Source organism: Prosthecobacter fluviatilis (assembly GCF_042655725.1).
GTDB classification, from domain to species: Bacteria; Verrucomicrobiota; Verrucomicrobiia; order Verrucomicrobiales; family Verrucomicrobiaceae; genus Prosthecobacter; species Prosthecobacter fluviatilis.
On the sequence record NZ_JBHSMQ010000004.1, the window covers coordinates 405,552 to 425,055 of the forward strand.

7 protein-coding genes and 1 pseudogene are annotated in these 19,504 nt (G+C 61.1%); 2 read left to right on the plus strand and 6 right to left on the minus strand.

Translation table 11 applies throughout. The annotated features are described in order from the left end of the window. Positions 1–13 precede the first annotated feature (13 nt). The 6 genes and pseudogenes from ACFQDI_RS13190 to ACFQDI_RS13215 form a co-directional block, all read right to left on the minus strand. A complete protein-coding gene (locus ACFQDI_RS13190; protein WP_377167265.1) occupies positions 14–4,717 on the minus strand; it encodes an autotransporter-associated beta strand repeat-containing protein in 4,704 nt (1,567 codons plus the stop codon). A gap of 128 nt (positions 4,718–4,845) precedes the next feature. Further along, on the minus strand, positions 4,846–10,944 hold the full coding sequence (locus ACFQDI_RS13195; RefSeq protein ID WP_377167781.1) for an autotransporter-associated beta strand repeat-containing protein: 6,099 nt from the start codon (positions 10,942–10,944) through the stop codon (positions 4,846–4,848). Positions 10,945–11,136: 192 nt separating this feature from the next. Next, positions 11,137–13,503: pseudogene (locus ACFQDI_RS13200) on the minus strand (beta strand repeat-containing protein); the annotation flags it as partial. Positions 13,504–13,644: 141 nt separating this feature from the next. After that, positions 13,645–14,556 carry an HAD-IIA family hydrolase gene (locus ACFQDI_RS13205; RefSeq protein ID WP_377167267.1) on the minus strand — a complete coding sequence of 304 codons (912 nt, stop codon included), beginning with the start codon at positions 14,554–14,556 and terminating at the stop codon, positions 13,645–13,647. A gap of 146 nt (positions 14,557–14,702) precedes the next feature. Then, positions 14,703–15,572, minus strand: a complete 870-nt coding sequence (locus ACFQDI_RS13210; RefSeq protein ID WP_377167269.1) for a helix-turn-helix domain-containing protein — start codon at positions 15,570–15,572, stop codon at positions 14,703–14,705. A gap of 318 nt (positions 15,573–15,890) precedes the next feature. Further along, positions 15,891–17,114 (minus strand): DUF5722 domain-containing protein, encoded by a 1,224-nt coding sequence (locus tag ACFQDI_RS13215; RefSeq protein ID WP_377167271.1) that lies wholly within the window; start codon positions 17,112–17,114, stop codon positions 15,891–15,893. Here ACFQDI_RS13215 and ACFQDI_RS13220 point away from each other — a divergent pair. Further along, on the plus strand, positions 17,113–17,265 hold the full coding sequence (locus tag ACFQDI_RS13220) for a hypothetical protein (RefSeq protein ID WP_377167273.1): 153 nt from the start codon (positions 17,113–17,115) through the stop codon (positions 17,263–17,265). The two genes, ACFQDI_RS13215 and ACFQDI_RS13220, sit on opposite strands and share 2 nt — an antisense overlap. A 98-nt stretch (positions 17,266–17,363) precedes the next feature. Further along, positions 17,364–19,469, plus strand: coding sequence for an acetate--CoA ligase family protein (locus ACFQDI_RS13225; protein WP_377167275.1), 2,106 nt, complete (start codon positions 17,364–17,366; stop codon positions 19,467–19,469). Positions 19,470–19,504: the final 35 nt, after the last annotated feature.

Below are 19,504 nucleotides of genomic sequence, written 5' to 3' on the forward strand. Positions count from 1 at the left end.
ATGCCCGGCTGATTTATTGTGAGCGTCTGCGCCTGAAAAAAGCGAATGCCAGACCCAGCCCCAGCAGAAAAGCGCGCGAAGGTTCGGGGATGAGGACGATGGCAACGGAGCCGTTGGAGGTGAGGCCGCTGATGTCCCAATAGAAGCCTGAGCCGGAAATGTCAGGGAGGTCGAGGCCGTTGGCTTCATCACCATTGCCGCTGAGCAGTCCAGTGAAGTTGAAGCGACTGGCGAAGATGGGGGCGACGGTGAGCCCCGTCCAGTCGAGCAGATTGAAGACCTCCGGTGCTGTGGGCATGAAGGCGTCTGCGGTGACGGTGAGGTTGCCGTTGAAGAGCAGGGTGTTCGTGCCGGTGCCCACGATGTTTAGCAGGTCGGAGGTGCCGCCCGGGCGTATGCCGAGGATGATGGTGCTGCCAGGTTGAAAATTGATTGTTCCCGAGCCTGACGCTGGGGCAAAGGTCAGGGTTCCATAGTTGGCCTGAGAGGTGCCGTCTCCGGCCTGGACTGTGGAACCGCTGGCCGCAGTGAAGCTGGTGCCCTGAACGATGCCTGTGCCAGTCAGGGTTGCGCCATTCTGCACGGTCACGGCGCCAGTGCCGGAGGATCCGGTTCCATCACTGCCGATCTGCAGCACGCCCGCGCTGACGGTTGTTGTGCCCGAGTAGGTGTTGGTGCCTGAGAGCACCTGGGTTCCTGCGCCAGTTTTGGCAAATGCGAGCGTGCCGTCCGTGCCTGAGCCGTCACCGTTGCGCAGCGTGCCGCTGAAGGATTGTGTGCCGGAGGCGACGTTGACGGTGAGCGTGCCGGTGGAGACGGAGCCGGACTCGTTTTCAACAATGCCTGCGCCGCCGGTGCTGCTGAGCCCGCCGATGGTTTCTGCCAGATTGTTGAGGCGCAGGATTCCGGCATTGGAGCCGCTGCCCTCAAGTGTGACCACGCTCGTGTCGGCGATCTGTTCGCTGTTGATGAGCTTGAGCACGGCGGAGGCTGTGCCGTCTCCCACGGTAATACTGCCGGCGATCGCTGTTACCCCTGTGTTTTTGGCGAGGTCCAGTTCACCTGCGGTGATGAAGGAGCCACCGGTGAAGGTATTGGCTGCGGAGCCGGAGAGCGTGAGCGTGCCGAGGCCGTTTTTGATGAGTCCTCCGGAGGTGTTTGCCGCGGTGGTGACGGTGCCCAGAACTGCGCCGCTGCCACCGCCGCCGAGCAAGGTCACGGTGGGGGCGGAGGTGTAGCCGACGCCGGGATTGCTGATGGTGACGCTCAGGATTTTGCCATACGTGGGGCTGGCGGGATCGAGGTCCACTGTGGCAAAGGCCGTGGCTCCGGTGCCACCACCGCCGCTGATCTCCACATACGGCGCCCCATAATATCCGCTGCCACCGTCTGTGACGGCAATGCTGGCGACGCCGTTCCCAGTGGGCGTGCTCAGGGCGATGGGGATGGTGACGTTGAATCCGTTCGTATTGATCACAGCGCCGCCATTGAAGGAGCCGAAAGCGCCGTTGACATATGCGGTCAGGGTTCCCGTTCCTCCTGTGCCGCTGTCTGTGATGAAGGCGGTGGTGTTTCCACCCGCCTGCAGCGTGCCGCCGTTAAAATTGACGACGGCATTGTTGGCGGCACCCGTGTTGTTGTAGTGGACGATCTGGTTGTTGATCAGTGTGCCGGCATCGAGATTGAGATAGGTGGTGCCAAGCGCCGTGTTGTTGTTCTGCTGGGCGATGGTGATGGTGTAGCCGGCGTTGTTGACCACACCTCCGGCCATTGTCATGACGCCCTGTGCGGTGGTGGTGGCCGTGCCCGAAGTGCCGCCGCTGCGGAAGCCCAGCGCGATGGCGTCTCCTGTTCGCAGCACCTGCCCGCCAGTGACGGTGAACTCCCAGCGCTCGTTACGGAACATGATGTAGTTGGAGGTGTTGAGCGTGCCGCCGCTGATCTGCATGACAGCAATGGATGCGGCGGTGGTGCCGTCCAGCGAGTCAACCCGTTTGGTGTTGATGGTTCCGGAGGACAGGAACAGGCTGCCATAGCCCGGGCCCCCAAGAGAGATGCCTGTCTGGGGATCTGTGGGTGTGAGCGTCAGCGTGCCGCCGCGCATGAGCAGGGCCCCTTGAAAACCTGCGCTGCTGCCGATGGCGAGCGTTTTGGTGGAATAATCTGCCCCCGTGCCGAGCAGCAGCATTCCTGGTGTGGAGACCGCACCCACGCTGGTGGTGCTGGTGCCATTGGTGAACGTGCCAGCGATCTCCAGCACACCGCTGGAGACGGTGACACCGCCTGCGATGTTCACGCCGCCGCTCAGCAGCAGACTGCCCATGCCAGTTTTGATGATGCCGTACGTTCCGCCCGCAGAGGTGATGGCGGATGAGATGGTGAGATCATGCACGGCATTGCCACTGTCATTGATGGCGAAGGTGCGTGTGGCGGCTCCGAGATCCAGTGTGCCGCCGCTAATGAGTGCGCCCAGGGGATTGCTGGTGCTGGTGACGGTGACCGTGCCACCCAGAGTCAGCGTGCCGCCACTGCCGATGCTGATGGTGCCTGTGCTCGTCGCTCCCGAGGTGGCGTCGTAAAAGTTGATGGCTCCGGAAGTCCAGTTATAGCCATTCAGGGCGAACGTCGCCGTACTGCTCCCGCCAGCTCCGGTGAGGTTCAGGACCGGGGTGGTCGAAATGGCGTTGCTGGTTCCAAACTGGAGCGTGCCGCCGGCAGTGATGGTGATGCTGCCGGAGAAGGCACTGGCTGCGTTGATAAGCAGGGTGCCTGCGTTGATCAGGGTGCTGTTCGAAAATGAGTTGGTGCTGCCAAGAGTGAGCATGCCGCCGTTGATCGTTGTGCTGCCTGCGTAAGTGCTGGTGCCGGTGAGGATCAATGTGCCCGAGCTGACCACCGTCGCGCCTGTGTAGGTGTTTGTGCCGCCGAGGGTCAGGGTGCCGGCGCCTGCTTTGGTGAAAGCGAGCGTGCCATCTGTCCCTGTGCCGTCTCCATTGCGGAGGATGCCGCTGAAAGTCTGGGAGCCTGAGTCAACATTGACGGTGAGTGTGCTCGTCGCGGCGATGCCTGACTCGTTTTCAATGATGCCCGCGCCGGCCGTGCTGCTGAGGCCGCCGATGGTTTCACTCCTGTTGTTGAGACGGAAGATGCCAGCGGTTGCCCCAGTGCCATAAAAGGTGATGACGCTGGTGTCGGCAATCTGGTCGCTGGCGATGAGTTTCAGTATGGCTGAGGTGGTGCCATCGCCAATGGTAACAGGGCCGGAGATGGCGTTGATTCCGGTGGTTTTCGAAAGGTCCAGTTCACCGGCTTTGATGAGGGTGATGCCTGTGTAGGTGTTGGCTTCGGTGCCGGACAGGGTCAGTGTGCCGAGTCCGATTTTGGTCAGACCACCATCCGTGGCATTGTCTCCGATGATGCTGGAATGAGTCAGCGCCTTGGCAATGGAGATGGCGAAGCCGTTGGTGTCGATCACCGCGCCACCATTGCGCATGTTGACCGTGGTCAGGCTGGTGGCCAGAGTGACGGTAGTCCCATTGGACTTCAGTGTGCCGCCGTTGAAATTGAAAATGGAGGCTGCGTAGAGGCCGCCGGTGATGGTGCGGTTGGTGGCGAGTGTGCCTCCGTCGAGATTGATGGTGCCGGTGCTGGTCGTGTTGCCAAGCAAATTGGAGCCGAGCAGAATGGTGTCCGAGGAGGAGGCATTGGTGTCAAACACGCCCGTTCCGGAAATGGTCATGACGCTGGCGCCGCTGGACTCTGTGTCTGAGTAGCCTGCGCCGATGCGGATGCGGGAGGCGCTGCCTGCCACGTTGAGCGTGCCGCCTGAGATATTCAAATAACCGTTTGCGATGGAGGCGCTGCGCCCCAGAACCAGGCCACCTGAACTCGAACCAATTGTCAGAGTGCCGGCGGTGACATTGACCGTGGCGCTGGTGCCTTCCCCAACCCTGAACGTGGAGGAGGAGCCGGAGAGATAGGCGGTGCCTGAAAAGTTGGTGATGCTGCCGCCTGAAAAAGCCGTCTGGCCGGTGGGATTGGCCGCTGACGTGCCCAATGTGCCGGTGACATTGAAAACGCCGCCGGTCACAGACAAGCCGTAGGATGTGGAGTAGCTTGTGCGCGTGTAACTTCCCGACAAATTGGTGGTGCCGCCACTGATGGTCAGAGTGCCTCCGTCCGTGATGGAACCTTTGAGATAGAGGGTTCCCGTGCCGGTTTTGGAGATGCCGAAATTCCCGCCACTCATGCTGTAGCCGGTGTCAAAGGTCAGATCTCCCGAGCCGGTGAAGGTCGTGGCTGCGGCCAGGGTGATGCTGGACTGAAGCAGTGCGCGAGTGCCGGTGTTTGTGACGGTCACATTGCCTCCCAGAGTCAGCGTGTTGCCATTGCCAGCGAGCGTGTAGCCATCGACGTTAAAAGTCAGCCCGCCTGCCGTGATGGCTTCCGTCAGTGTGGCCGTTCCGGCCGTGCCGCCAAAGATGGCGATGTCGCTGCTGGCATTATTCCATGCCCGCATAACATTGGAAAGATTCCAAAACAACGACGTGGTGTTCCAGTTTCCTGTTCCCCCGGTGGCGCCGCCTGCTGTGCCATCGGCATCCCAGGTCAGGCTTGAGGCGGCGAAGGACAGGCAGGGGAGTAAAAAAGCTGCAGCCAGTGGTGCGCAGAAATGCCGGATGCGAGTCCGGCGGCATGTGAGGGGGGGAATTGGCATGAGAGGGGGGATTCAGCCCCTCTTTGCAAAGCATCCATGAGACCATGGAGGACGCCGTGCAGACGCTAAAAAAGGCGAAGGAGACCCTTTTTGTGCATTTGACAGGAATGCCAAGAAAAGGTGGCGAGCTAGCGTCTGCGACGGAGCATCAGAATGCCAAGGCCGACGCCCAGCAGCATCCAGCGGGATGGCTCTGGCACGAGGACGAGGGCGATGGTGCCATCGGTGGTGAAGCTGCTGATGTCCCATATGTAGCCCGAACCTGACACATCAGGGAGGTCGAAGCCGCTGGCTTCATCTCCGTTGCCATAAAGCTGGCCGGTGTAGCTGAAGCGGCTGTCAAAGGTGGGGGATGCCGCGAGTCCGGACCAGTCCACGAGATTGAAGACGGCCGGTGCGGCGGGAGTGAAAGCCGTGGCGGTGACGGTGAGGCTGCCATTGAAGAGGAGAGAGGTGGAGCCGTTGCCAACAATGTTGAGCAGGTCTGATGTGCCTCCCGGATTGAGGCCAAGAATGATGGTGCTGCCTGCCTGGAAATCGATGGTGCCGGAGCCTGTGCCGGGCTGGAATGTGAGGGTGCCGAAGCTGCTCTGGGCTGTGCTGTCTCCAGCCTGAACGGTAGCGCCGCTGGCTGCGGTGAAGCTGGAGCCCTGAACGACTCCGGAGCCGAGGAGGGTGGCCCCGCTTTGCACAGTGACTGCGCCCGTGCCGCTGGTGCCCATGCCTGTGAGGCCTACCTGCAGTGAACCTGCCTGAACGAGGGTGGTGCCGGTGTAGGTGTTATATCCTCCCAGAACGAAGGCTCCTGAACCGGTCTTGGTCAGAGCCACGGTGCCGGTGCCGCTGGTGTTGTCCCGGATGGAGCCAAGGTGCTGGCCTGAGGTGTCCCCAGCGCCTACAGTGAGGGTGGTGGCGGTGCCCGAGGCGTTGTTGTAAATCGTGCCGCCTGGGGTGCCAACGAATGTGCCCAAGGTGGTGTTGTAGCCGTTCAGGTCCAGAAAACTGCGGGCATTCATGATCACGGTGGCCGATGTGGAGATCTGGCCAGTTCCGGCCAGCTGAACCGTGGCACTGCCAGATGATGCGCCGACGGTGCCGATGATGAGCTTGGAGGAAACGGCCACTGCACCAGAGCTTTTTGCCAGCACGAGCGTGCCGCTGCTGACTGCCAGCCCCGAAGAGCCGGAGAAAGTGTTGTCAGTGCTGCCGCCCAAGGTCAGTGTGCCGGTGCCGGCTTTGACCACGGAGAGGTTTGCGCCGGTCAGGGAGCCGTAGAATGCGGAATCTGGTGAGGTCTGACTCTGAGGGTTGCCGATGGTGAGGAGCGAATTGGACGTGGCGGTCACAGTGCCACTGCCATTGAGGGAACTGATGGTTTGCGAGGTGCCCAGCGAGAGGGTGCTGCCAGCAGCCATGGAAAGCTGGCTTAATGCGCCTATGGCCGTGGCGTTGTTGAGATTCAAGGTGATGGCGCCGCCGGTGCCGGCGAGGACGATCTGAGTGCCGTCCAAAAGGCTGCTGGCTGCAGTGGCGAGAGTCACACTGCCAGTGGTTCCCGCGCTGCTGTTTTGGAAGGTGATGATGCGAGGGGCGATGGCTTGGTCAGTCAGCGCGCCCAATGTCAGATTCATGGCTGCGCTGGAGGTGCCCTGGACATCGAAGACCGGATTGCCGGGAGACAGAGCCGGGCCGCCGATGGTGATGGTGGTCAGGGTCAGCCCGATTGTGCCGCTGGTCACATTGCCGCCTGCTTTCACCGTCAGGGTATTGCTGCCGATGACAACGGCGCCCATGGTGAAGGTCTGGCCTCCTGCGCCGGCGGTGGCGCGGTCTGCGATGATGGTGGAGCTGGCCAGCACATTGACCGGATTGCTGATCGTGCCACTGGCGTCAAAACCCAGGCTGAGAGTGCCGCCATTCATGGCCATGGAGCCGGTGCCGACCACGGCAATGGCGCTCGCCGCCTGCAAGCGCAGCGTGCCTTCATCGATCTGATTGGTTCCGCTCCGTGCACTGGCGCTGGTGCTGATGAAGGTGAGCGTGCCGCTGCCAAATTTGGTGAGCAGGACACTGCCGGTCAGGCCGCCGGAGTTGCTGATGAGGATGTTGCCTGTGCCGCCGATTTTGGACGCAGCACCCAGCACCGTTGTGCCGGTGATGGTTGCGGTCGTGCTGCTGGAGTTGATGATGGCTCCGATGCCGTTGTGCCCTGTTCCGCTGATGCTGGTGAAGCTGCGGTCAGTGCTCTGGCCGTTCAAATCCACCGTGCCACCCGCGCTGATGATCACGCCGGTGGTGCTGCCCAGCGCAGAGCTGCTTTTCAGCCTGAGGATGCCGAGGCTGACGGTGGTGGCGCCGGTGTAGGAGTTTGTACCGCTGAGGGTGAGCGTGCCGAGGCCGGACTTGGTCACCGCCAAAGTGCCGGAGCCATTGCTCAGTGTTCCGGTGAATTCGGTGCTCAACGGTGTGGCGCTGCTGGCGTTGCCAATGGTCAGGGTGTAGACGCCGGCTGCTTTGACTGTGCCATCCCCGGCCAGTGAGCCAATCGTCTGCGCGGCCCCGAGGCTGATCTGGCTGTTTCCGCTGACCGTCACCTGGGCCAGTGTGCCGAGTGCCGCCGCGATGTTCAAATTCAGGGTCACGCCGGCAAAGGCGCCGCTGTTGACCTTTACCACCGTGCCGTCGATGAGGCTCGCCATGGCGGTGCCCAGGATGACGGAGCTGTTGATGGTGGATGTGCCGCTGTTCATGAACGTGAGGGTCCTGGCCACGCCGAGGTCGCTCAATGCGCCCAGTGTCAGTGTGGTGGTGCCGCTGGAGGCCGTGGTGGGGCTCTGAACGTCAAACGTGGGACTGTCGAGCAGTGTGGTGGCTCCGAAGGTGATGCCGGCATTGGTTCCAGCCGTAGTGACATTGCCGCCAGCCTGAATGGTAAGTGTCTGTGCGCCTATGGCGAGCGCTCCGAGGGTGTGAGTGAGTCCGGCACCCGAGGTGAAGACATCGGAGACAATGGTGGAGCTGGACGTCACGGAGACCGGATATGCCACCACGCTGGCTGTGCTGCCGAGGCTCAGCGTGCCACCGTTGAGAATGATGGCCGCAGAAGATGTGCCGATGGCGGAGGTGGAGTTGCTGATGCGCAGGGTGCCTGAGTCGATGCGGACTGCCGCCGTGCGTGTGCTTGCCAGCGCGGTGCCCGCATTGTTGCCAAAGGTGAGGGTGCCGGTGCCGGTTTTGACGAGGATGTTGTTGCCAGAGAGAACGCCGGTGGAGGTGATGTCGCCGCTGCCTCCGATGCTGGCCCCGATGCCTCCGGTGCCATTGCCCAAGCCAATGGTCAGAGCACCGATGGCGGCCGCCGTGCTGCTGTTGTTGAGCAGCGCGCCACTGCTGCCGATGCCGGTGCCGTTGAGTGTGGCCGTGTTGATGATGAGCTTGCCGTTGAGGTCGAGCACGCCGCCCACCTGAACAGTCGCCGCAGAGCTGCTGAGAGATGCGGCGTTGCCGAGGATCAAAGTTCCGGCGTTGATGTTGGTGGCGCCCGTGTAGGCATTGGCAACGGCAAGGGTGAGTGTGCCTGCACCGTTTTTGGTGACGCCTCCGGTGGTCGTGCTAGTGATGGAGACCTGAATGCTGAGGCTGTCGCCGGCTGCATTGGTGCCGATCACCAGATCTCCACTGCCGCCCGTGGTGAGGCCGGTGGCGGAGAGGCCGTCAGCGATGACTGCGGCCACGCCACCGGTGACGAGGATGCCGCCGGGGGCGTTTGTGCCATTGTTGATGGTGAGAAGGATGCCGGTGTCGAGCGTCAGGGTGTCGCCGCCTGTGAATTTCAAGCCCGCATTGATGATGGAGGAGGTGGTTTGCAGGAATGAGCCGCTGATGAGGTAGGGGGTGGTGTTGCCGGCTGTGAGGCTGCTGGTGGCCGTGGTGGTGGCTGAGGCCCCGATGACTCCAGAGGTGGCGGCGGCGAAATCAGCGCCGTTGTAGGTGATGCGCGGATTGACGATGCCGTTGGTATTTGCGGCGCCGGTGATGGTCACACTGGTGTTTGCCGGCGAGACAATGTTGAGCCCGGTGCCAAGAGCTGAAGCTACGAGCGAGGTGAACGACAGTGAATTGGTGCCGGAGGCCGGGGCGACCACTTTCAGCACTCCGCTGCCGGTGGTGAGTGTCAGTGCGCCAAAAGCCTGTGTGCCAGAAACAGCGCCTCCAGCATACTCGAAAATGCCGCTGCCGGTGTAGGTCAGACCCGGGGCGGTGCTCCAGCTGCCGGAGGTTCCGTCTCCCAGTTTCAAGGTGCCTGCGTTGATGGTGATGGCTCCTGTGCTGGTGTTGACGCCTTTGAGTGTCCAGGTGCCTGTGCCGTTCTTGGTCAGGGTGCCGGTGGTGGTGCCGATGACGCTGGAGATGCTGCCGTCACCAGCGCCTGCCAGGATCAAACCAATGCCTGCGCCTGTAAGCGGGCCAGTGTTGGTGAGATTGAGGGTGCCGCTGTCGGACGAAATCGTGACGGCAGAGGTGGAGAGGGTGATCAGCCCTGCATAGTTGTTGATGCCGCTGACATTGACCAAGGCGCCGGTTTGGATGCCCAGACCTGCGGAGCCGACGAAGCCTGAGCCTCCGGCAAGAGTCAGGGCTTCTGCCTGAGTGGTGATGCCGCCCTGAATCTGCAGGGTGGCGCCGCTGGTGACGGATGTGCCGGAGGTGATGGTGCCGAGGGCGGTGGCGCTGCGTATGTTGAGAATGCCGGCGCTGACAATGGTGAGACCGGTGTAGCTATTGTCTCCGCTGAGAATCAAGGTGCCGGACATGGTCTTTGTGATGGAGCCTGCAATGCCTGATGTCTCGGTGATTGAGCCGCTGAGGGTGAGCCTGTCGGCGACGTTGGTGACCTGGACCGTGCGTGTTGCGATAGCGCTGGAAGCGGTGGTGATCTGGAGGGTCGGGCTGAAGGTGTTGATGCCGGAAAAGGCAATGGTGCCCGCAGTGCGATTGATGGTCAGCGTGCCAGAGCCGGAAACGGTGGAGCCGAAGAAGGCCACCAGGGTGTTGACCGTCAGTGTATGGCCGTTCATGTCCAGCGTGCCGCCTGCATTGATGGTGAGGTCCGAGGTGGCTGTGACAGCCATCTGCTCATCGCCGTCGAGCCGCACGGTGGCATTGCCGACGGTGCTGGCGGCCGCTACCCCGATGGTGAGTGCTCCGCCGCCCGTGGAGGTTGCGCCGCCTGTTTTGCCCAGAATCAAAGTGCCCGCATTGACGGTGGTGAGTCCGGTGTAGGTGTTTGAGGCGCTGCCGCTGAGTGTCAAAGTGCCAAGACCTGCCTTGGTCAATGCCAGGGTGCCGGAGCCGTTGGCCAGGATGCCGGTGAAAGTGCTGCTGGGGGGCGTGGCGCTGCTGTTGTTGCCCACGATGAGTGTGTAGGCACCTGCAGCCCTGACGGTGCCGCTTCCGGAGAGTGAGCCGAGGACAATGTTGGTGATGCCTGCCGTGAGGGTGTTGCCACTGCCGACTGTGACCTGGGCCAGACTGCCGAGAGATGTCGTGGTGGAAAGGGTCAAGTTCACGGCACCTCCCGTGTTTGCTATGTTCACGATGGTGCCGTCCACCAGACTGCTGGCCGCCGAGCCCAGGGTGATGGAGCTGGCCGCTGTGCCGCTGTTTTGAAAGGTGAGGGTGCGCGGTGCGATAGCCTGATCGTTGAAGGCCCCAAGGGTGAGAGTCAGTGCGGCATTGTCCGAGCTTTGCACGTCGAAGGTCGGATTTCCGGGGCGCATCGAGACACCGCCTATGCTGACTGAGCCCAGGGTGAGACCGATCGTGCCGCTGGTGACATTGCCGCCAGCTTTCACAGTCAGGGTGTTTCCGCCGATGGTGAGTGTGCTGAGTGTGGTGACCGTGGAGCCGGCGCCCGATGAGGCACGGTCCGCGATGATGGTGCTGTCCTTGATCAGATTGACCACATTGGTGAAAGTGGTGGTGGCATCGAAGCCCAGGCTCAGGGTGCCGCCATTGAGCGCGAAGGCGCCTGTGCCTATGGGGGCAATGGAGGCTGCCGTGGCCTGAAGGCGCAGGATGCCGGAGTCAATCTGTGTTGTGCCGGTGCGTGCGCTGGTGGCGGTGCTGATGATGGTGAGTGTGCTGCTGCCGGTCTTGGTCAGCAGCACATTGCCGGTAAGGCCGCCGGAGTTATTGATGGTGAGATCTCCCCCGCCGCCGAGCATGGCGGAGGCCGTCAATGAAACGGCGCCGGTCAAGGTGGCTGCGCCATTGCTGCTGATGACGGCTCCGCTGCCACTGCCCGCACCGGCAATGCTAACCGCATTGCTGACACTGAAGCCGTTCAGCTCCAAAACACCGCCTGAACTGAGGGCCACCGAGGCAGAGCCCAAGGTGGTGGCCGTGCCGAGCTTCAGGGTGCCAAGGCTCAGGGTGATGGAACCCGTGTAGGTGTTTGTGCCGCTCAGCACGAGCGTGCCAAGACCCGTTTTGACAAAGCCGGAGACGGCGGCAATGGCGCCGCCCACATTGATCGTGCCAGAACCGCCAAAGTTCAGGAAATTGCTGCCGCTAAGGATGGTGGTGGCAGGTGAAGTGCCGAGATTGAGCACGGTGCCAGCGTCTGCGGTGATCAGCACCGGGGCCGCGAGCGTGATCAATCCCGTGATGGTGTTGGTGCCGCTGAGGTTGCGAATGGCGCCATTGCCACCATCCCCAAAGCCTTCTATGGCGGCCAGGGCACGGCTCAGGGTGATGCCACCTGACAGGGCGAGTGTGGCCCCATCCAGGACTGTGACCGTGCCCGAGGTGCCGAGTGCGCCTGCGCTGAGGACTTGCACAATGCCGCTGGAGATCTGCGTGCCGCCCGAATAGGTGCTGGTGCCACTAAGGGCCGTAATCGACCCGGCTGCACCATTGGCCACCAGAGTGACTGCTGCGGAGCCGTTGTTTGCGATGACGGAATTGACCGTCAGAGTGCCTGTGCTGGAGAGATTGGTGAGGAAGAGAACGCCTGCGGTGTTGGTCACGCTGCCGCCTGCAGACAGAGTGCTGGCTGCGCCTGCAGAGCCGATGGTGAGATCCAGAGCACCATTGAGCATCTGGATGCCGCCCTGAACACCCAGGCGGAGCGTCTGCCCGGCGCCGAGCGAAACCAGACGGGCGGCGGTGTTGTCCGTGGTGGTCAACGTGTTGAGGTTGGTGGCGCCTGCGCCGGCTGTGACTGCGCCCGAGGTGCCGCTGGTGATGGTGGCATTGGAGGCTGCTGAAAAGGGTACAGACCCCAGATTTTGCCCTGCGGCCAGCACGGTGTCTCCCGTGTAGCCTCCGGCGATGATCCCGCCTGCCACCTGTCCCCAGCTTCGGGCTCCGTAGGCGCTGCTGTAGGTCATCCATGGGCCGGCAAAGCCCGCTGCCTGTGTGGTGGCAATGCTGCCGGAGAAAGGGGCCAGCACGGAGAGCACCGCGGTTGTTTCCACACGGCTGATGCTGCCAATGCTCATGTTGATGGTGCCTCCTGTGCCAGAGATGAGCTCGATCACATTGTAGGCGCCGGAAACGCTGAGGTCTTTGAAGGCCTGGCTGTTTGTCTGTCCGGCATTGCCCTGGAGCCGCAGCGTGGTCGCGGAGTTTCCGCTGGCCATCACGAGGTTTCCCGGGGTGGCGAGACCATTGTACAGGATGTTGGTCTGCGGGGCTCCTGCGGCGCTGAAATCCAGAATGGTGGTGCCGCCGGAGTAACTGGCCACATTGCGTCCGAGGATGGTGGCTCCACCATATGTGTTGGCTCCGGTCATGGTCACCACACTGTCTCCCCCCCGTGTGAAGGTGAAGCGGTTGAAGGAAAAGTTGTTCCCATTGTCTCCGATCGAGCCAGAGATCGTGCCGCTGAAGCCGTTCGAGCCGCTAAAGTTTGTATGAATTCCGGCATCTGCCGTCAGGGTGATGGGGCCTGAGAGGGTGATGTTGTTGGCGACGAGACGGATGGCTCCATAGGCCGTGCCGGAAAAAGTGAGGCTGTTGCCAATGCCAGCCAGAGAAAACGCCTGCGTGTAATTGGCACCCGTGCCACTGAGCGCCGCCGTGCCGCCTGCCTCCACCACGATGCGGTCCACAGCCTGAAGCGTTCCTGGCGTACTGATGGTGGCGTAGATGCTGCCGCCGATGGTGAACGATCCTGTCAGGTCAGGATTTGTAACCATGGAAAGTGTGATGTACTGGAAGGTCGTGCCTGTGCCGTATTTTTGAATGCGCAGGTTGCTTCCTTTCAGACGGAGATTGGCACCCAGGCCGACAAACTGCGAGCCACCGGAGGAGAGGTTTTCCATTTGAATGATGCCATTGGCTCCGAAGTCGATGATGCGTCCTGCCACATCGCCTTGCAGGGTGTACATATTGAAGCTGGTGGGAGCTGTCGTGAAGCCACGGAAGTTCAGTGTGGTGAGCTGAATGTCTGACTGAACGGTAATGGTGAGCGGTGCCGAAGATGTTCCGGTGGTGATGGCGGTGCCGCCGCCGATGTCTGCGACTGCCGTGGCGGAGTTGACCCAGGATGTGTTGGTGGAGCCGCTGAGCCAGTTGGTGTTGGAGGTGTTCCAGTTGCCATTGCCATTTTGCAGGCCGGATGTGGATGTGTCTGCATCCCAAGTAAGTGTCTGTGCCTGGGCTGCGACGGACATCTGCAAAATCACCGCTGCAAAAACGTGGCGGAAACGTAGTGCGTAACGAGCAGGAAGGAGGAGTTGCATAGGCGGGGGATTCGGCGTCCTTCGTTCGCTAAGCATATGCGGGACCACCCATGCCAGCCGTGCAGTCCCCGAATTGCGCAAAGAAGACTCTATTTGTGCACGCAAGACCTGACGGGCTCATGAGTGCCAATGCGCGTGCCAGTTTTGAGGGCTGTGCATGCAATGCCTCAGAAGCGGCTATTTGGTCATGGCCGGTCGTGGGCGGGGATAGGCGATTTCGCTGCGCTGATCCGGGTGCTTTGCCGCAGGCTTTTTCTGCGCGCTGGCGGTGGTCCGTGAAAGAAACTGCAGGCGGCTGCTGCTGGTGCCTGTGCCTTGAAGCTCTTCAAGCAATTCATCAACACCCTCCAATACGCAGGTGGGCTGGTACACGTAGTTGTTGAGATCTTCAAGGCGCGTTGAACCTGTCAGTACCAGGCATGCCTGCATGCCGACCTCAATGGCACCGCGTATGTCAGTCTCCATGGTGTCCCCCACCATCATCACCTCTTCTGTATGGCGCTGCAGCAGACGACGGGCGCGCTGAAACATGTAGGGGTTGGGCTTGCCAAGAAAGTAGGCGCGCTGGCCGGTGCTCGCCTCCAGATAAGCAGCCAGGGCGCCTGCGCCGGGACGGGTCACATCTTTCTTCACCGGGCACCAGTTGTCAGGATTGGTTGCAACCAGCCGTGCGCCTTTCTCGATGAGTTCATGCGCTTTGGAAAGTTTCTCTGTGGACTGCATGCCTTCACCAACGACCACGTAGGTGGGCCGTATCGAATCATTGGGAATGCCCGCCTTCTGCAGCGCCAGAGTCAGGCCGGCATCTCCCATGACAAAAGCGGTGCAGCAGGGATGGTTTTCCGCCAGGAACTCCGCGGTGTTCATGGCCGCGGTGTAAAAATGCCGTGCCGAAATGCCGGTGATGCCAAGATGATTGAGTTTGACGACGAGATCTTCAGGCGTGGGGGCGGAGTTGTTGGTGACGAAGACGAACGGTGTCGAGGTCTCGATGAGATGATGAATGAATTCGGCCGCCTTGGGCAGCAGCTGGTTTTCACGGTAGATCACACCGTCCATGTCGATCAGCAGTCCTTTTGTCTGAGGCATCGTGTTAGTGATTTTTGGGTTAGGAGCATGCGGCAAAAGCTGTCAGCAGGCTCTCTTGGACTTCTGCTTTAAGCATGTCAGGGACCATCACTTCAGCCATACAGACCCCGAATCGTGCAAAGCAGACGCTCTTTATGCACTCGGCTTCAGGAAGACTGAATCACGCGGCTGCGATAAGCCAGCGGGACGCAGTGCTGGTGCTCCCTGAACTGACGCTGGAAATGCGCGGGTGAAACAAAACCGCAGTCCATGGCAATCTGGCTGACGGTGAGATCGGTTTCTGCGAGCAGAAGACAGGCGCGTGCGATGCGAAGCTCATTCACATACTGAGGCACTGTGCGGCCGGTGCTCTTTTTGAAAAGGCGGCTGAAGGCGCTCTTGCCCAGCCCCACGATCGCCGCCAGATCAGCCACATAAATTGGCTCCGGCAGATGAGTGGCAATAAACTCACAGGCCATGCTGACGCGATCTGATGTTCCCGGTCTTGGCTGCGGAAGAACGGCTGACGAAATTTCCTCGAGTTCCTCCGAATTTGAAAGCAGATCGAGCAATTGCAGCAGGAGGATCACACGCTTCATTCCATGTGCCAGGAGCATTTCCTGAACGATGCGCGTGGCAGTCAGGCGGGTGATGCCCTTGACTTCCAGGCCCTGCTCGGCCCGCTGGAACAGGCGGCGCACGGGAATCATGGATGAACGCTGCAGCCAGTCTCCATGCCCGGGCAGCTCTGGCGTGAACTGCACGACGATGGCTTCGACGTCAGTGACTGGTTTTCCTGCGGAAGGCTGGTTGCGGTAGTCATGAGGCACGTTTGGGCCCATGAATACGAGGTCTCCAGGGGAAAGCGGAGAGATGTTGTTGCCGACAAGGCGTTCGGTTCCGCCTTTCAGGACCAATGTGATCTCGCACTCCGGGTGGTAGTGCCACACGCAGCCGAAATCCTGCCCACGCACGAGCTCGCAGACCACCGGTTCGGCTGCTGCTAGAGGTGAAAGCTTTTCAACGATGGGCTTCATCAGTTGCGGTTGCTGAGAAACATGCAGGTGTACAGGCCTGCCATTTCAGATGTGGAACTTATGAAATCGTTCATGAATTGATACGAATCAAAGTGGCATGCAGCACCTCATATTTGGGGCGTATAATTATGAGAATGGTTGGTTTCAGGCTCGGAGAATCATGAAAATGAATGATGTGGGCTGGCCTTCAGATGAAGGCTTCCGAGGGGCTCCCAGTGCAGCATGTGTGCCACCCGGCGGTGCTGTGCCCATGCTCCGCACAGATGTTTGTTGATCTGCGACATTCGTATCATCCCGGAAGTCGCAAGGCTGAATGCGCTACTGATGCCAGGATTTCAACCCAGTCACCGGCAGGAGGGCATCGGCGGCGGTTCGCCAACCCGGGGTGCCAGCTGTTTTAAACAGCTCATAAATGAGTTTTTTGCTGTAGGGGTCTGCCACAGAGTTGGGAGCGTTGCGCCATAATCCAAGGCGCAGGCCGCCTTCGTGGGCATGATCCACGTGGCGGTGGTAAATGAAAGCGTCGACTGTGGGAAGGGTCTGAATCTTCTCCCATGCATACGCATAGGCTGCTGCCTGAAGCTGCTCCCCCTCCGGTGTGAGCAGTGTGTGGAAACCCTGTTCGCTGAGGATGATGTGGCGCGGGGCATTTTTGAAGAGCAGTTCGGGCTGGCCCAGATGTGCTGGAAGGACCTCGAGATTTTTGAAGGTGACTTTGTTCGTGCCATCATCATGCGTGACCGTTTTGTCAGCCCAGGCGCGTGGATTGCCGAGATCTTCCGGGTAAGGGTGCCAGGCCACATGCCAGTCGAAGTCGCCGCGCTTGCGCACGAGCCTGGCAAAAGTGTCGAGGAAGTCGCGGCCCGGTGTGGCCTCCAGGGAGCTCACATTGTGCATGCTGCTGCTCCAGTGATGATCGGAGGAGAGGTAGGTGCGTGCATTTTGCGAATGCCTGCGAATGGCCAGATGCATGATGCGGAAGGCCTTTTCATATTCACTGGCGGCGGTTTCAAGGGGCACGGGCCCCATGTTGTTCCAGAGAAAGTGGGAGTTGACCTCGTTGCCGATGATCCAGCCCCACACGCGGCCGTGCTCGGGGTGCGCGCCGCTCCAGTACTCCGCCAGCAGGCTGATGACCGCCTCAAGATAGCCGTTCGTGGTGTTCACCGCGCCAACGCTGAACTTGCAGTCTTTGCGGTGTCCGGGATGAAGAACGACCGCGTCGATGGCCGGATTCTTGGAGGGGTAGGCAATGAGGATGAGATAGACCAGGACACCCTTGTCTGAAAGAGGCTTGATCTGGCGGTCCAGTGAAGCGAGGTAATTTTGATTGAACACAAAGTCTCCGCTCTCCGGCTTGGAGCGGGCGTCATACAGCGCGGTGAGGTTCACATTGATCCCTGCGTGGTGAATGCCGAGCGAAAGAGCGTCATCCACCATTTGAACCTGGAGGCCCTTTTGATTCGGAGGCGCAGGGAAGGGATCCGTGTTTTGTGCACAGGCAATTTGCGCGATGAAGAGGAAGAGAAGAAACTGACGCATGAATGACGAGACAACCGCCGAGGTGAAAGAGCAACTGCAAGCTGCCTGTGAACGCTGCGGGGCACCCGAGGCGGTGAAGTTTGGAGACGAGTTCATCTGCGATGAATGCTACGCTGCCTGCGGCTCCTGCTGCGCTGGAGATGAGGAGTGAGGCCGGGACTCCCACCAGGCGAAGACAGCGTGGCAGAATGCTGCCAATAAAGCACAACATGTGTTGAGACACCTGGCGTTACTTCCGTAGGTTTCCGCATGTCTCTCACCGCCTTTTTCCAGCCGCGAAGCATCGCCCTCATCGGAGCCTCGGAACGCGAAGGGAGCGTGGGCCGTGCGATCTGGGACAATCTGCGAGGCTTTTCAGGAGCGGTGTATCCGGTGAATGCAAAGCGTGCGGAGGTGTGCGGGGCAAAGGCCTATCCCAGCATCGCCACTCTGCCAGAGGTGCCGGAGCTGGTGATTGTCGTGACTCCGGCAACGACGGTTCCGCAGCTTGTCGAGGAGGCTGGCTTGGCGGGTGTGCGAGCGGCGGTGGTGATTTCTGCGGGCTTCAAAGAAACAGGGAAGGATGGGGCTCAGCTCGAAGCGGAGGTGCTGGCAACGGCGCAACGGCATGGCATGCGGCTGATCGGGCCGAACTGCCTTGGCCTGATGAATCCGCATGCAGGATTGAATGCGAGCTTTGCCAGCAGTGTGGCGCGGCCGGGGCGGGTGGCGTTTTTAAGCCAGAGCGGGGCTCTGTGCACAGCCATTCTGGACTGGAGCCATGACCAGAATGTGGGCTTCAGCGCCTTTGTTTCCACGGGGGCGATGGCTGATGTAGGCTGGGGCGATCTCATCCGGCATTTTGGGGATGATCCGCACACGAAAAGCATCGTGATTTACATGGAGTCGGTGGGAGATGATGCGGCGTCTTTTCTGGCTGCGGCCAGGGCGGTGGCTGCGCAGAAACCGATTGTGGTGATCAAAGTCGGGCGCACGGCGGAGGCCTCGCGTGTGGCGGCTTCGCACACAGGTGCGCTGACCGGCAGCGATGCGGTGCTGGATGCGGCGCTCAGGCAGAGCGGTGTGCTGCGCGTGGACACGATCGAGGAGCTGTTTGACATGGCGGAGGTGCTGGCCAAACAGCCGTTGCCGACCGGCAAAAGGCTGGCTGTGGTGACAAATGCGGGTGGGCCTGCCGCACTGGCGACGGATGCACTGGTGCTGGGCAAAGGGGAGCTCGCGGAGCTTTCGCCACAGACCATGGCGGAGCTGAACACGCTGCTGCCCGCCCAGTGGAGCCACCACAATCCGGTGGATGTTTTGGGGGATGCCGATGCGGTGCGCTTTGCACAGGCGCTGCGCATCGTGTGCCAGGATGCGGCGGTTGACGGTGTGCTGGCCATTTTGACGCCTCAGTCCATGACGCATCCTACCAACATTGCGCGTGAGGTCGCTGTGATCGCCAGTGAGATAGGCAAGCCGCTGCTGGCGAGCTGGATGGGGGCGCAGAGCGTGCTGGAGGGGCGCGGCATCCTGAATGCCTCCGGGGTGCCGACATATGACTACCCTGACGAGGCTGCGCAGGCTTTTGTGCGCATGCGGGAGCACCGGCTGCGACTGATCTGGCTGAGCGAAACGCTCAGCGCCCATGCGGATGATGACGAGGGGGAGGCTCTGCCATGCGTGGGCGAGCTGATCGATGCGGTGCTCGGCAGCGGGCGCACGCTGATGACGGAGCAGGAGGCCAAGCAACTGCTACATGTGGCGGGAATCCCCATCGTGGAAACTCGGGCCGCCTATGACGAGGAGGCTGCGATAGCTGCTGCGGATGCCCTGGGATATCCGGTGGTGATCAAGCTGCTTTCATCCACGATCACGCACAAAAGCGACTGCGGTGGTGTGCAGCTCAACCTGCTGAATGCTACGGCCGTGCGGCAGGCATGGCGTCTGATCCAGGACAACGTGACGCACTTGCATGGGCTTGCCGCCTTTGACGGTGTGACGGTGCAGCGAATGGTCACGCAGAAGGGCATGGAGCTGATCCTCGGTGCAAGCACGGACGCGCAGTTCGGGCCCGTGCTGCTCATCGGTGCGGGCGGGACATTGGTGGAGGTGCTGCAGGATCACGCCCTGGCCCTCCCGCCGCTGAATCATGCGCTGGCGCGGCGCTGGGTGGAGCAGACTAAAATCGCCAAGGTGCTGCATGGTGTGCGTGGCCAGCCTGCGGTGGATCTGGCGGCGCTGGATGATGTGCTGGTGAAATTTGCCCGTCTGGTGCAGCATGAGCGGCGCATTGTGGAGCTGGACATCAATCCTCTGCTGGCGACTGCGGAAGGCATCGTGGCTTTGGATGCAAGGGCTGTCCTGCGGGCCTGAATGACTGCGGGTTTGCGTATTCCGCGCCTAATCGT